This window comes from Rahnella sp. 1L-D-7-B-C2, assembly GCF_057290995.1.
This window is the reverse complement of the sequence record NZ_JBXAVQ010000004.1, coordinates 294,730-309,930: the sequence shown is the minus strand read 5'-3', so window position 1 is coordinate 309,930 and position 15,201 is coordinate 294,730. Positions and strand designations below refer to the sequence as shown.

General features: G+C 51.0%; 13 protein-coding genes. 10 read left to right on the top strand and 3 right to left on the bottom strand.

The features are described from left to right. Nucleotides 1-71: 71 nt before the first annotated feature. The 6 genes from yrfG (at nt 72) to AC0Z7K_RS09835 (ending at nt 4,756) form a co-directional block, all read left to right on the top strand. Complete coding sequence (gene yrfG / locus AC0Z7K_RS09860) at nt 72-761, top strand: GMP/IMP nucleotidase (protein ID WP_485614182.1); 690 nt, start codon at nt 72-74, stop codon at nt 759-761. Between the two features lie 24 nt (nt 762-785). Beyond that, complete coding sequence (hslR, locus tag AC0Z7K_RS09855; RefSeq protein WP_413530154.1) at nt 786-1,190, top strand: ribosome-associated heat shock protein Hsp15; 405 nt, start codon at nt 786-788, stop codon at nt 1,188-1,190. 24 nt (nt 1,191-1,214) lie between these two features. Beyond that, complete coding sequence (hslO, locus tag AC0Z7K_RS09850) at nt 1,215-2,099, top strand: Hsp33 family molecular chaperone HslO (protein ID WP_413530153.1); 885 nt, start codon at nt 1,215-1,217, stop codon at nt 2,097-2,099. Between the two features lie 238 nt (nt 2,100-2,337). Continuing rightward, a complete protein-coding gene (gene pckA, locus AC0Z7K_RS09845) occupies nt 2,338-3,960 on the top strand; it encodes a phosphoenolpyruvate carboxykinase (ATP) (protein ID WP_485614180.1) in 1,623 nt (540 codons plus the stop codon). 107 nt (nt 3,961-4,067) lie between these two features. After that, complete coding sequence (locus AC0Z7K_RS09840; RefSeq protein ID WP_485614179.1) at nt 4,068-4,280, top strand: FitA-like ribbon-helix-helix domain-containing protein; 213 nt, start codon at nt 4,068-4,070, stop codon at nt 4,278-4,280. Next, the gene (locus AC0Z7K_RS09835; RefSeq protein WP_485614178.1) at nt 4,277-4,756 is read left to right on the top strand and encodes a PIN domain-containing protein; all 480 of its coding nucleotides are present in this window, start codon (nt 4,277-4,279) and stop codon (nt 4,754-4,756) included. The genes AC0Z7K_RS09840 and AC0Z7K_RS09835 overlap by 4 nt, the downstream gene beginning before the upstream one ends. A gap of 220 nt (nt 4,757-4,976) precedes the next feature. Here AC0Z7K_RS09835 and envZ read toward each other — a convergent pair whose 3' ends face one another. Both envZ and ompR read right to left on the bottom strand, forming a co-directional pair. Continuing rightward, a complete protein-coding gene (envZ, locus tag AC0Z7K_RS09830; RefSeq protein WP_485614176.1) occupies nt 4,977-6,341 on the bottom strand; it encodes a two-component system sensor histidine kinase EnvZ in 1,365 nt (454 codons plus the stop codon). Further along, nucleotides 6,338-7,057, bottom strand: coding sequence for an osmolarity response regulator transcription factor OmpR (gene ompR / locus AC0Z7K_RS09825; RefSeq protein ID WP_009635740.1), 720 nt, complete (start codon nt 7,055-7,057; stop codon nt 6,338-6,340). Before ompR ends, envZ begins: the two co-directional genes overlap by 4 nt. A 657-nt stretch (nt 7,058-7,714) precedes the next feature. Between ompR and AC0Z7K_RS09820 the strand changes: the two genes are divergently transcribed. From AC0Z7K_RS09820 to AC0Z7K_RS09805, 4 genes are all read left to right on the top strand, one after another. Beyond that, nucleotides 7,715-8,272 (top strand): fimbrial protein, encoded by a 558-nt coding sequence (locus tag AC0Z7K_RS09820; RefSeq protein WP_485614173.1) that lies wholly within the window; start codon nt 7,715-7,717, stop codon nt 8,270-8,272. Nucleotides 8,273-8,349: 77 nt separating this feature from the next. Further along, a complete protein-coding gene (locus AC0Z7K_RS09815) occupies nt 8,350-9,036 on the top strand; it encodes a fimbrial biogenesis chaperone (protein WP_485614172.1) in 687 nt (228 codons plus the stop codon). Nucleotides 9,037-9,069: 33 nt separating this feature from the next. Then, nucleotides 9,070-11,637 (top strand): fimbria/pilus outer membrane usher protein, encoded by a 2,568-nt coding sequence (locus AC0Z7K_RS09810; protein ID WP_485614171.1) that lies wholly within the window; start codon nt 9,070-9,072, stop codon nt 11,635-11,637. An 8-nt stretch (nt 11,638-11,645) separates the two neighbouring features. Beyond that, a complete protein-coding gene (locus AC0Z7K_RS09805) occupies nt 11,646-12,743 on the top strand; it encodes a fimbrial protein (RefSeq protein ID WP_485614169.1) in 1,098 nt (365 codons plus the stop codon). A 45-nt stretch (nt 12,744-12,788) separates the two neighbouring features. Here AC0Z7K_RS09805 and pbpC read toward each other — a convergent pair whose 3' ends face one another. Next, complete coding sequence (gene pbpC / locus AC0Z7K_RS09800) at nt 12,789-15,158, bottom strand: penicillin-binding protein 1C (RefSeq protein ID WP_485614167.1); 2,370 nt, start codon at nt 15,156-15,158, stop codon at nt 12,789-12,791. Nucleotides 15,159-15,201: the final 43 nt, after the last annotated feature.

Genomic DNA, 15,201 nt, shown 5'->3' with positions numbered 1-15,201 from the left:
ATTCTGACGCCCTTCCCTGCTTAGGTTTATTCTCTCCTGCCATGCACAGACTCGCAGGATATGGAGTTTTCATGCCCCTTGATCTCGACTGGAACAATATCGATACCGTTTTGCTGGATATGGACGGTACGCTGCTTGATCTGGCCTTCGATAGCCAGTTCTGGTTGCAGGACGTGCCTCAGGCGCTGAGCCTGCAACGCGCTATCCCGCTGGAAAATGCCCGCCAGATAATTCATGACGAATACCTGGCCGTCGAGCACACCATGAACTGGTATTGCTTTGACTACTGGAGCGAGCGGCTGGATCTGGACATCTACCAGATGACCACCAACATCGGCAAAAATGCTAAACTTCGTGATGATACGGTGCCATTTTTACAGCATCTGCGGGCAAGTGGCCGCGAAACAATCTTGCTGACTAATGCGCATCCTCACAGCCTGTCAGTGAAGATTGCGCACACGGGTTTGGATAAGCACCTTGATTTATTACTTTCCACCCACACATTTGGTTATCCAAAGGAAGATCAACGTTTGTGGGCTGCCGTGCAGCAGCAAACGGGCTTTCAGCCCGAGAGAACGCTGTTTGTCGATGACGGGGAGCCGATTCTGAATGCGGCAAAAACCTTTGGTATCCGCTATTGTCTGGGTATAGAGAATCCGGATTCAAGCGGTGCGAACAAGTCATTTCAGGGACATCCTTCGATCAATGACTACCGCGACCTGTTGCCTTCGATTCACCCGATAACAGGCCCGGCTCAGTAGTTCCGGCACGTTTCAGGGGGAAAGATGAAAGGTAAAAAGGAAGAAGACGACAACGCAGTGCGTCTCGATAAATGGCTATGGGCGGCTCGTTTTTATAAGACCCGTGCGCTGGCGCGCGAGATGATTGACGGCGGTAAAGTGCATTACAACGGCCAGCGCGGGAAACCGAGCAAGCTGATGGAACTGAATGCCGAAATTACCCTGCGTCAGGGAACCGAGGCAAAAACGATTATTGTACTAGGGCTGACAACTCAGCGCCGCAGTGCGGAAGAAGCACAAACGCTTTATCAGGAAACCGAGGCCAGCATTGCCAGCCGGGAGAAAATCTCTCAGGCACGGAAAATGAATGCGATGCCCCATCCGGACCGACGTCCGGATAAAAAGGAACGCCGCAACCTGATCAAATTTAAATATGGCGACGCAGAATAAACGTCGCCAAACAGAGAGAACGTTATGTCTAATCACGACCAGTTACACCGTTACCTGTTCAACCATCACGCTGTGCGCGGCGAACTGGTTTCACTCCACGAAACTTTCCAGCAGATCGTTGCCGGGCATGACTATCCGGCAGATGTCCGTAACCTGCTGGGCGAAATGCTGGTCGCGACCAGCCTGCTGACCGCCACGCTCAAATTCGACGGTGACATCACCGTACAATTGCAGGGTGATGGCCCGCTGAAGCTGGCGGTGATTAACGGTAACAACCTTCAGGAACTGCGCGGCCTCGCGCGTCTGCAAGGCGAAATCAAAGAAGGCAGTTCGCTGAAAGAGATGATTGGCAACGGCTACATGGTGATCACCATTTCCCCGACCGCTGGCGAACGTTATCAGGGCGTTGTCGGTCTGGAAGGAGAGAACCTGGCTGAGTGTCTGGAAAACTATTTCATGCAGTCCGAGCAGCTGCCAACCCGTATTTTCATCCGCAGTGGTGAAGTGGAAGGCAAGCCAGCGACCGGCGGTATGCTGTTACAGGTTCTGCCTGCTGAAGAGACCGATCCGGAAGAATTCAGCCATCTGGCGCAACTGACCGCAACCATCAAAGCCGAAGAGCTGTTGAATCTGCCCGCCAATGAAGTGCTTTATCGCCTGTATCATCAGGAAGAAGTCACTCTGTACGAACCGCAGGACGTGTGTTTCCGCTGTACCTGTTCGCGTGAACGCTGCGCCGGTGCACTGCTGACGTTGCCTGATGACGAAATTCTCGAAATGCTGGAAGAAGATGGCAAAATCGAGATGCACTGTGATTATTGCGGTTCAGATTATGCATTTGACGCGATGGATATGGCGACACTGAAAGCCAGCGGCAACGTTGTCTCCGGAAATGATAACGTTCACTGATCGTTAACTCACTAAATCGAAGGGACTTTCTGCTGAAAGTCCCTTTTTTGTTGCTTGTTTATAACGTCCTTGCACAATTTGTTGGTATTCCATCACATTTCCAGAAAAAAATTCACATCTCCCGTTAATCTTTGATAGCTATCGCTGTTCGTGCGCGATAAATACCTACAATTACAACTAATTTATCCCTAAAGGCCTACGTCCTTTGGGGTTCTATGTGCAGGAAAGGAGCAGGGAAATGCCAACCACTCTCGGGATCACCGCCGAAACACTCGCCCGTTACGGGATTCATCAAAGCAGTCAAATCGTCTATAACCCTGATTACGATACCCTTTTCAAAGAGGAAACCGCACCGGGTCTGGAAGGTTTTGAGCGCGGGCAGGTGACAGAACTGGGCGCAGTGAACGTCGACACCGGCATTTTCACCGGCCGTTCGCCGAAAGATAAGTACATTGTTCGCGACGACGTCACCCGTGACACCGTCTGGTGGGCCGATCAGGGCAAAGGCAAAAATGATAACAAACCGCTGTCACAGGAAATCTGGTCATCGCTGAAGGCGCTGGTGGGTAAACAGCTTTCGGGCAAACGGCTGTTTATCATTGATGCATTTTGCGGTGCAAACGCAGACTCCCGCCTGAAAGTCCGTTTTATTACTGAAGTGGCCTGGCAGGCGCACTTCGTGAAAAACATGTTTATCCGCCCGACCAACGAGGAACTGGAGAATTTCGAGCCGGACTTTATCGTGATGAACGGCGCGAAATGCACCAATCCGGACTGGCAGAAGCAGGGGCTAAACTCAGAAAACTTCATCGCCTTCAATCTGACCGAGCGCATCCAGCTGATCGGCGGCTCTTGGTACGGCGGCGAAATGAAGAAAGGCATGTTCGCCGTGATGAACTACCTGTTGCCGCTGCAGGGCATTGCCTCCATGCACTGCTCAGCCAACGTCGGTGAAAAAGGCGATGTGGCGGTCTTCTTTGGCCTTTCCGGCACCGGTAAAACCACGCTCTCAACCGATCCAAAGCGTCAGCTGATCGGTGATGATGAGCATGGCTGGGACGATGACGGCGTCTTCAACTTCGAAGGCGGCTGCTACGCTAAAACCATCAAGCTCAGCCAAGAAGCCGAGCCAGAAATCTTTGGCGCGATTAAGCGGGATGCATTACTGGAAAACGTCGTGGTCAGCGCAGACGGCAAAATCGATTTCGATGACAACAGCAAAACCGAAAACACCCGCGTGTCGTATCCGATTTATCACATTCAGAATATCGTAAAGCCCGTCTCGAAAGCGGGTCACGCCAGCAAAGTGATCTTCCTGACTGCCGACGCCTTTGGCGTTCTGCCACCGGTTTCCCGCCTGACGGCTGCCCAGACGCAGTATCATTTCCTGTCAGGTTTTACCGCCAAACTGGCCGGCACCGAGCGCGGTGTCAACGAGCCGACCCCGACCTTCTCCGCCTGTTTCGGCGCAGCGTTCCTGATGCTGCACCCAACACAATACTCCGAAGTGCTGGTCAGGCGCATGGAAGCCGTCGGCGCGCAGGCATATCTGGTAAATACCGGCTGGAACGGCACCGGCAAACGCATTTCGCTCAAAAATACCCGCGCTATCATTGATGCTATCCTCAACGACACCATCGATGACGCAGAGACTTTCACTCTGCCGCTGTTTAATCTCGCTGTACCGACCGCGTTACCCGGCGTGGATCCGCAGATCCTTGACCCGCGCAATACCTACGCCAGCCGCGAACAGTGGCAGGAAAAAGCGCAGCATCTGGCACAGCTGTTTATTGATAACTTCGATAAATATACGGACACGCCCGCCGGCGCGGCGTTGGTTAGCGCAGGCCCTCAGCGTTAATCTTACCCACACTTATCAGGCGCGGATCCCGCGCCTTTTTTATTGCAAAAATTTCTGCACGTCGCACTATGACAGCACTGCTTGCATTGATTTCACAGGAGCTGATTATGGCCACTATCACGGTTCGCAATCTGGATGACGAGATTAAAGATCTGCTGCGCATCGCCGCCGCCAAAAAAGGGCATTCGATGGAAGAAGAGGCGCGTTTGATTCTGAAACAGGCGTTAACCAGCACCCCGCCCAATTTCGGCCTTGGCAGCCAGCTCCGCCAGCGTTTCTCCATGCTGAGCCTCAATCCTCTGGAACTTCCGCCAAAATGATCATCCTCAATACCTCCATCATCCTTGCGATGATCAATCCCAAGCCGCATAAAACCGTTCTGCAGTGGCTCGACGCGCAGGATGCCAGCCAGCTGTATCTTACCAGCCTTGGCGTCGCCGAACTTTTCTCCTGGGTCGACGGCCTGCCCGATGAACAGCCCAGGTTTCCGCTTAATGAAGCCTTACTGGAGATGCTCAATCACGATTTCGCCGGACGGCTGCTGCCCTTCGACGCCGCCAGCGCCCTGCACTATCCGCGCGTGATGACCTTATCAAAGCAGGCAGGCGTGACGATGAAAGAGCGCGATATGCAGCTTGCTGCGATATGCCTGAGCCATCAGGCGTCGCTGGTAACAGATGATGTCGCGGTGTTTTCGCACACGGGTGTGGTCGTGGTGAATCCGTGGGATGTGGTGGAGGCGCCGAGATGGCGGGAGGAAGCGGCGGAATATTATGTTATGAGTCGAAAGACTTAAAACGCGGCTCACGTACTCAGGTGCCGCACTCCGGCTATGTTTCAGCAACGCCAGCTATTGCCGCAAAATCCCGCCATTCCACTATTTTAAAGAAGGATGAGCAGGTTTGCTTTGCTCCTCCCCCTGCGAAGGGGGAGGACGGGAGAGGGTATAGCTGGCGATGGCTGTGTTAATGTTCTGGCCTAATGATCGGTGACACCAATGTAAAAGGATATCATCCTTAACCAACCGGTTTCTGTTGTACCGCCACCGCTTTAAGCATCTCTACCGGTAACGGTAAATAAGCTCTTATCCTCAACCCACCCCGGTCACTTTTTCCGATATCTAACGTCCCCGAGTGCGCATCAATAATACGCTGGACGATAGCCAGTCCAAGCCCGGTGCCGCTGGTGGTTCGGGCGCTTTCACCACGCACAAATGGCTGGAACAGATGCTTGAGCTGATCCGGAGCAATGCCCGGGCCATCGTCTTCGACCTGGAACCATGCGCGCTGAAGCTCGCGGCCACTGCTGACTTTGATCCAGCCGTCACCGTAGCGGGCAGCATTCACTACCATGTTCACCACAGCACGCTTTATGGACAACGGGTGCGCATTCACCAGCAATTCACCGTCCGCCAGACCGGAGTCAATCTCACGCTCATAGCCACTTTCCGTCGCAATCACTTCACCCAAAATACCGTTAAGATCGGTGATTTCGGTAGGCATCTCCTGACCGGTGCGCAGATAATCGATAAACTGCTCAATGATGGCATTGCACTCTTCAATGTCTTTATTGATCGACTCTGCAAGATATCCATCGCCGTCGCTCATCATTTCTGTGGCTAAACGGATGCGCGTCAGCGGGGTGCGTAAATCATGGCTGACACCTGCCATCAGTAAAGTGCGGTCATCGGCCAGCAGTTTTACACCGGCAGCCATCTGGTTGAAGGCTCGCGTTACCGAACGGACTTCAGACGCGCCGTATTCACGCAGCGGCGGAGGGATAATCCCTTTACCCACCTGCAACGCAGCGTGCTCAAGTTCCACAAGGGGTCGGTTCTGAATACGAATAAATAGCCATGCGCCGCCGATCGCCAGCAACATAATCGCGAGCGTATAGCGGAACAGCGGAGAAAAATCACCCTGATGGATTTCAGTAAGAGGAACGCGTACCCAGATGTCAGGCGATAGCCAGGTTTTCAGCCATACCACCGGCGTGTTTTTGTTTACTTCCACACGCACGTCAGTCGGCCCGCCGAGCTGCTGGGCCATCTGCTGACTCAGAAATTCGTAGTGCTGCGCCCAGCGCAGACCACTCTCCTCAGCCGCAGAGTTGGTATAGAGAGAGATGCCCAGTTCGCGATAAATCTCGCGACGAAACGCCGGTGGAACTGCCAGCAATGTGCCATCTTCCAGCTGCAAACGGTCGGTCATCAGCATACGGACTTCGTATGCCAGCACCTTATTGAACTGCTGCAGGCTCGGTAAGATGGCGAAGTTCAGCACCACCAGATAGGTCGTCACCAGGCTGACGAACAGCAAGGTGACGATTAATAACAGTGTTCGGGCAAACGAGCTACGCGGTGAAAAGCGTATTCGTCTCATGCCTTACTGCCGTCCGGGACGAAGACGTAGCCCAGACCCCAGACGGTCTGGATATAACGCGGATGCGCCGGATCTTCTTCTACCATGCGGCGCAGACGGGAAATCTGCACGTCGATAGAACGCTCCATTGCACTGTATTCACGGCCACGAGCCAGATTCATCAGCTTGTCACGGGACAGCGGTTCACGCGGATGGCTCACCAGCGCTTTCAGGACGGCGAACTCGCCACTGGTCAGCGGCATAGGCTCGTCTTCGCGGAACATCTCGCGGGTACCAAGGTTCAGTTTGAACTTACCGAACGAAATCACCGCTTCTTCCTGAGAAGGGGCGCCCGGCAACTCGTTGGCCTGGCGGCGCAACACGGCACGGATACGCGCCAGCAGTTCCCGTGGGTTGAATGGCTTAGGGATGTAGTCGTCGGCGCCAATTTCCAGGCCGACGATACGGTCAACTTCTTCACCTTTCGCCGTCACCATAATGATCGGCATCGGGTTGCTCTGGCTGCGCAGGCGGCGGCAGATAGATAAACCGTCTTCACCCGGCAACATCAAATCCAGCACCATCAGATGGAAGGATTCACGGGTCAGCAGGCGATCCATCTGCTCGGCATTCGCGACGCTGCGCACCTGGAAGCCCTGCTCTGTCAGATAACGTTCTAAAAGTGCGCGCAGACGCATGTCGTCATCGACAACCAGAATCTTGTGATTTTCTTGCATGTAACTCTCCCAAAGGCGTGAATGCCTGAAGCTTCTATTGTTAGAAATATGAGCCAAAACAGACAGCGTTTAATGGTATATATTCTAGTCGAAATTGTAACAATGAATACGGATTTCCTAATTTATCAACAATATCAGAGGAATCTACCGTCATCTAGGATTGGTTTGTTACGGTTTGTCGCGATCCCAGTTGGACGTTTGTTACACATCCCCTGACCTCAACGGCTCAACACTCAACCATTACATTTCAATAGTTCATAATATAAAGAACTTTCAGAAACAAGAATAATTTAAAATAAACGAATAAATATAACTCTTTACTGAAGTCGCTGATTTTTTAAGACGCTCACTTACCATAACCATTAAATTAAAGGGTTTAATAAAAGGAAATTTATAACGTCCACCCTGATTAAATTATTTAATAAAAACACCAAACAATCATCGGGGTGAATTAAGAAAGATCGAATGATCATTTAAATGAATATAAAAAACCCTGGCTTTACAAAGCTAACGCGATAATGATCGATACACACTATTCAATGTGTAAAACAGTTGATAGAATCCGCGTTAACAGGAATTTGATTAGTATAACAAATATATTAATCAAGCGTATCTGTGACTAAACTCTTAATTTTTTCTTTCAGAATGGATGCGAAAATGAAAACTAAACTTAAAGTCTTAGTAAGCGGAATCTTTATGGTATTTACAATGAACAGTTATGCCATAGACGGTGCAATTAACTTTCATGGAGCCATAATTACTCAGACATGTGTAATAAATGGTGGTGACGAAATTGATGTGCCTCTAGGGACATATGCAGCAGCTCAATTTGTCAGTGTCGGTGACCCTTCACCAAAAATCCCTTTCACCATCCCTTTGACAAACTGCCCATACAGTGAAGATGGGTCAGCAGAAACGGATCATTTCCGTATATGGCTCGAAGCGGCAACCGTTCCTGGTAAACCAAATTTAATACAGGTCGCAGATGAATTTAGAGATGGGTCCTCAGCGACGGGCGTCGGCATCAGAATCGTCGATGCGAATAACCCGGATACCCCGCTCGCCATCAATACGTTGCCAGACCTTGTGTACAACATCACAGGCGAAGTCATGAATGTGAATCTTCTGGCCTATTACGAATCATTTGCTCAGGCGACGGCGATCACCGCCGGTATAGCCGATGCTGTTGTTAATGTCACTTTAGATTACCGGTAAGGTCCCAAATGTCAGGCAGGCTAAAATGATGAGCCTGCCTGACACTGATGTCTCTCATTCACTGCAGGATGCAACCCATGAGTGGAATGCTACATTTTTTAATGAAGGTCTCGCTGTTATTGATCCTCTCCCTTCAGCTCAGTTATGCAGGAGGGATCGTTGTTGGCAGGACTCGTGTCATATACGAAGCCGATAAAAGAGAGGCCGCTCTTCCCCTGACCAATAATGCCGAAAGTAAACCCTTCCTGATCCAGTCTTGGGTAGATACAGGCGATGGAAAAACCCGTGGGCCTTTCGTAATAACGCCCCCTTTATTCAGATTAAATGCCAGTCAGGAAAGTAGCCTGCGCATAACCTATACAGGGGATGAATTACCTACAAATAAAGAATCTATTTTTTATATAAACATCCGGGCAATTCCTTCTGCGCCACCGAATAATAAGAATGAGTTAAAGCTGGTGATTAAAAGCCGCATCAAGCTATTTTATCGCCCGACGCAATTACCAGGCCGCGCAGCTGATGCTTACAAATCACTCATATTTTCCCGCGCTGGTAATACATTGCATATTACCAATCCTTCACCTTATTACGTTGTTTTCAGCTCTCTTAGAGTAGGAAATAGCTCCCTAAAAGACACTGACATGATCGCACCCGAAAGCCAGATGACTGTGGAACTTCCTTCAACCACTACAGGAAATCTTCTCCGATGGGGTGCAATTAATGACTATGGCGGTAATTCTGCTCTTGAAGAACGTACCTTATAAACAACAGCATGCGTGCGATTTCAATGGAATTTTATGAGAGAGCAGATGACTATGTTGATGGGAAAAAGTCACCATGCCACCAGCTGGAATAAAAAAATTCTCTCTTCTGGCAGACAGCATTTTTTTTTAAAAATCTGTATTACCTGTACACTTTTACACATCCATTTGTCTTCCAAAGCAAACGCTCAAGATGAAGTCTATTTTGATCCAAGGCTGATCGAGCACGCGGTTCCGGGAGACAATGATGTCGATTTGTCAATTTTTAACCGCAGTGATAAAGCGCAATTAGCCGGGGTTTATGACACGGCTATCTACGTGAATCAAAAATTCGCGCTGCAACAAAATATAAACTACGACCAGGCGGCAGATGGTTCGCTGGTGCCTCAAATCACGCCTGACTTACTCAGGGTGCTAAACGTTAACGTTGATGCATTTCCTGCATTGGTCGCCCGTACACCTGACGCACCATTAAAAGATCTGACACTTTACATTCCGGCTGCCTTTACCAAACTCGATTTCAATGCGATGAGGCTTGATGTCAGTATTCCACAAGCAGCAATGAACAACCGGGCGCGAGATTTTATCGATCCTGAAAAATGGGATGACGGTATTCCGGTACTGTTTTCAAACTACACCTTTTCCGGCGCTCAGCGGAAAAACAACAATGGTAGTAACGAGACCAGTCAGTATCTGAATCTCCAAAATGGCTTTAACCTCGGTCCATGGCGATTACGCAACTACACCACGTACACCAGCAATGAGGATCACAATGCCTGGGACGTGATCTCTACCAATGTTGAACGTGATGTCAAATTCCTAAAATCCAAAATAATAATGGGTGAAAGCTCAACGTCAGGGGACATATTTCCTAGTCAGCAATTCACCGGGATTCAAATTTCATCTGATGACAACATGCTGCCAAACAGTATGAAAGGGTTCGCGCCGACCATCAGGGGGATCGCAAACTCTAACGCTGAAGTTACCATTCGTCAGAATGGCTACACTATCTATCAAAGCTATGTCGCGCCCGGCGCATTTGAAATAAATGACTTATATCCGACCTCTTACAGCGGCGATTTAGAGGTCACAGTTAAAGAAGCCGATGGCACCGAACGGCGTTTCAATCAACCCTTCTCAGCCGTGCCGGTTATGCAACGTCCAGGTCGCCTTAAGTACAGCGCAACCCTTGCCCGCTATCGTGCATCAAACAATGAGGATCGTGAGCCTGAATTTGTCCAGGCAACAGCTATTTATGGCCTGTCCAACGATCTCACCGCCTATTCCGGGACATTACTCTCTTCTGATTATCTCGCCGGCATCGCCGGAGTGGGCTTTAGTCTGCATGCCTATGGCTCTATTTCCGTTGACATGACTTACGCAAAAACAACCCTTGATAATGATGAAAGCGATGCAGGTCAGTCTTATCGGGTTCAGTATTCGAAAAATATTGAATCCACTGAGACGAATATGACCCTGGCGGGTTATCGCTATTCGACTGCTGGCTATTACGATTTTGATGAGGCAAATGAGCATCAGGATGATAGCGAAAATAACTCATTGAACGGGCATAAGCGCAGTAAATTCCAGATCAGCATCAATCAGGGTTTGTGGGACGGGACCAGCATGTATGTGTCGGCCTATCAGCAGGACTATTGGCGCGGCAGTGAAAAAGAAAAAAATCTCGCTGTAGGGTTAAACACCAGCTTCTACGGCATTAATTACAACGTGTCATACACTTACAGCCAGCTCGAAGGTCAGGAAAACGATCAGCAAATTGCCCTGAATATCCGCGTGCCTTTAAGCCGCTGGCTGCCAAATAGCTGGGCATCCTACAACGTCATGCAGGAAAAAGGCGGCGATACCCGTCAGCAGGCCGGTTTGAGCGGCACCGCGCTGGATGACAACCGCCTGAGTTACAATCTGCAGCAGAGCCATACCGATCACGGTGGCGGTAACAGCAGCAGCTTGTATTCGTCTTATCGTTCCGCTTTCGGAACACTGAACGCGGGTTATAACTATGATGATGACACCCGGCAAACCAGCTACGGCATTTCGGGAGGTATTGTTGCCCATTCTCATGGCATTACGTTATCTCAACCCCTCAGCACCTCTTTCGCCTTGATCGATACCAATGGAGCCAGTGGCGCGAGAATTAAAAATATCCCTGGTCTAAAAACTGACTGGCGCGGTTACGCTGTGGTTCCGTATCTCACACCCTATACAGAAAATCGTATTTCACTCGATACCACCACGCTGCCAGAAAACGTCGATGTTAAAAATAATTCAGAATTAGTCATCCCTAATAAAGGTGCAATGGTGACGGCGCATTTTGATGCACATATTGGCGTCAGAGCAATTATTAAGCTGGTACGTCCGGGGAATATACCCGTTCCGTTTGGAGCTACTGCGGTGAGCGAAGATCAAACACTAGAAAATATTGTTGATGATGGCGGCATCGTTTATCTGACCGGTATCAGGCCCGATGAGCTCATGAAACTGCATGTGAAATGGGGCGTAGCCGCCAACCAGCAGTGTTGGGCAAACATTCAGGTTAAATATGCACATAAATCAATACAGTCGGTTAAGGCTCAATGCATTTAAGGATGAAAATGATTAATAACAGGAAGTTAATATCTCTATTGCTGCCACTGTGGATGGGATTATGCGGGGCATATATTCCCTCATCCTTTGCGAGTTCGTCCACTTGCGCGCCCCTCACTGGCAGTGCCGAATCCTATGATAACACTCTTATTGAAGACATGAAGGCTGAAGAAAATGCCGTAGGGAAGACGTATGAACGCGCATTTAATGCGAGTCAGCAAAGCTATAAAATACTCTGTGATTGCACCAATACTGAAGCAAGCTCTGACTCATTGTTGATTTTGTACACATTAAAATCGCCACTGGCCGCCGGACATACCAGCAACTATTACAAAATAAACGATCATCTTGATGTCATGACTCAAATTGCTATCCCCAAAACATCATCACCGGTTGTGGTCCCGACAGAGAAAATCAGTGACGCAACACGTCATTTGGACAGCAGTGGAACCGGGATATGCAAGCAACAAACCACTCAGGACAGCCTGACGACCGGCTCGCAGGGGAATCTCACTTTCTACGTGACGAAACCTTTTGTGGGCCAGTTAGATATTCCGCGCACCGCAGTGGCCGAAGTGTATGCAACATCCGCGACCTCTTCTTCAAACAGCGCAAAATCAACGTCTCCTGTCGCTATTATTTACATCAGTGGCACCATCACCGTTCCACAAAGCTGCGAAATCAATAAAGGTGAAACGATCTCTGTAGATTTTGGCTATATCGCAGCAGGAAGGTTTACCAAGCTAAAGCAACCGCCTGATAATTTCAGACCCAATACTTTCGATATTGTGTATGACTGTACGCAAAACGGCCTTCCGGTCATTCCCTCAGGCAACAAATTAACCATGATGCTCGAAGGTGATGACGTGGTTGATCAATATTATTTGGTTGGCCGGCGCCGCGCTGTCGATAATGTTGCTGATATCGGTATTACCGTATTGAACGCCACCGGGACGTCCATATCTTTCAGAGAAGGTATCTTACCCATGAACCAAAACGGTGAAGGGCAAATAACCCTAACGGCCTATCCGGTGAATCTGGTAGGTGGAGTTCTGGACACCGGTGAATTCGACGCCATAGCGACGCTTAAAATAGACATCAGATAAGTTCGACCGGCAGCGCCCCCTCGCTGCCGGTGAATATTCATTTCCCTAATTCACAATCTCAATACTGATTAACCGGCTGTCCGCTCGTCCGCGATCGTCAACGGCGCGAATGCGGTACTGGCCGTTGTTGATCGGCCGCCAGTCGATGGCGGTTTTGCTGGCCGAGCTGCCGAGGTAGATGTCATCGACAAACCAGTACACCGTTTTGCTGTCAGCGTCGGTCACCGCATTGAAAGAAATCCGGTCACGACCCTGCTGGGATTGTCGCAGCGTATAAGTGGTATTTTTCAGCGGCGAGGTAATGCGCGGAGGATTGCCGCCGACATCAACGCCGTTATCTTTGCAACGGTTCACCGGCGGTTTACGCTTCGGCAGTCCGGCCTGCGCAAACACGTTCGCCAAATCCGATGGCCAGAACTCGAACACTTCGATGCGGGTTTCGTCTTCATCAAAAGGCGGGCACGCCACGTCGCCGGTCAGTTTATCCAGCCGCACCGGGCGATAAACTGTGTCGACTTTGATCGGCGACTTGCCAGGAATGAACCAGGTTTTGCCTTTTTGCTGACACCACGGTGTGGGTAAATCACCGCTGGCGAGGCAGATATCCACTCGTTTTAGCTGTTTAGGGAACGGGCGTCTGGGTTCCTGTAACGCCGGATAGCTGGCACTGATACTGTCAATAATGTTGAAGAAAAGTGGCGCGGCCGCCTCAGCACCGACAAACACGTTGTTGCCCTTACTGTCGAAATTCCCCTCCCACACCACCAGTACGTAAGGGCCGAAAATCCCGACGCTCCACGCATCGCGAAATCCCCACGAAGTGCCGGTTTTCCAGTAGACCGGCAGCGAGGACGGCTGCTGCGCCAGCGTATCGCCGGGGCGGCGGTGCTGACGCAGCATGTCCAGCGTCATAAAGCTGGCTTCTTCGCTCAGCAGCCGGACCGGCGTAGTCGGACGAGGATCGCTTTGCTGCATACGTAATGGTTGCAATACGCCACGATTAGCCAGCAGCGCGTACAGTTTTCCCAGCTCCTGCATCGTCACTTCGCCACCACCCAGTACCAGCGAGAGGCCATAGTGATTCTCACTGGACATGTTGGCGACGCCGGAAAGCCGCAGAAACTGATAGAACGATGGCTGGCGAAGCTGCGACGCGACGTACACCGCCGGAATGTTGCGGCTGAAATTCAGGGCATCGGTTGCGGTCACCGGCCCGAGAAAGCGCCGGTCGAAGTTCTCCGGCGCGTAAGCGCCAAACGCAGAAGGCACATCTTTCAGGATGGTCATCGGGTGCAGCACGCCCTGCTCCATTCCGAGTGCATAGATGAATGGCTTGAGCGCGGAACCCGGCGAGCGTTTGGCGTTGGTGCCGTTGACCTGCCCCTGAATACTGCGGTTGTAATAATCCGCCGATCCCATCAGCGCCCGCACGCCCATATCCCTTGTATCGACCAGCAGCACCGCCGCGTTCCGGATTCCACGGCTTTGATTGCGGGTAATAAACGCGTTCACCTGCCGTTCTATAAGCCGCTGCAAACCGGCGTCCAGCGTGGTATCGACGCGGTTATTCGTCTGGATTAACTGCTGATTTTGCTGGCGCAGCTGCTCGATAAAGTGCGGTGCGATATACGGCATTCGCTCGGGCTGACGCAGCGCCAGTGGCAGTTTAAACAGCGAAAGCTGGCTGCTATCGGTGGTGTACTGCGCCTGCCAGCGGACGAACAGACGGTTGCGCGCCTGCGTCAGCGCCGTGCCGAGCACGCCGGTTTTAGCATCAATACGAAAGCTCGGCGATTGAGGCAGCACCGCCAGCGTCAGCGCTTCCGGCAGCGTCAGGTCTTTCGGTACTTTATCGAAATAGATCAGGCTGGCCGCGCCGATGCTCTCGATATTTCGACCATAAGGCGCGTAGTTCAGATAGGCTTCGAGAATGTCATGCTTGGAATAACTCAATTCCAGCTGCACCGCGCGCAAAACTTGCATGATTTTGCCCGACGGCGTGCGGGTATTGAGATGCCAGCGCATACGCGCCAGCTGCATGGTGATGGTGGAACCGCCCTGCATTTTGCCGCCCGCGACGTAGCTGCGCCAGAAACCGCGTATCAGGCTGAACGGATTGAAACCAGGATTAACGTAAAACCAGCGGTCTTCGTGCAGCAGCAAACCGTTGATCGCCAGCGGAGAAACCTGCTCCAGCGGCGTCCATAAACGGTAGCGGTCATCGTTGGCCAGCGTGATACGCATCAGCGTGCCCTGGCGGTCATAATAGACTGTGGAGAAAGGTTGCCCCTGCGAAAGCGGCGGATGCGGCCACAAACGGCAGGCCAGCACAATCAGCGCCAGTAAAAAGACGCCCATGGCAATGTTTTGCAGCAGGCGTTTCGCTGCTTTGAAAAATGCGGGAAAGGTAATCATCTGGCTACTCTGGAAAAGTTGCGCCCCGCGTTCAGAGGCGGGG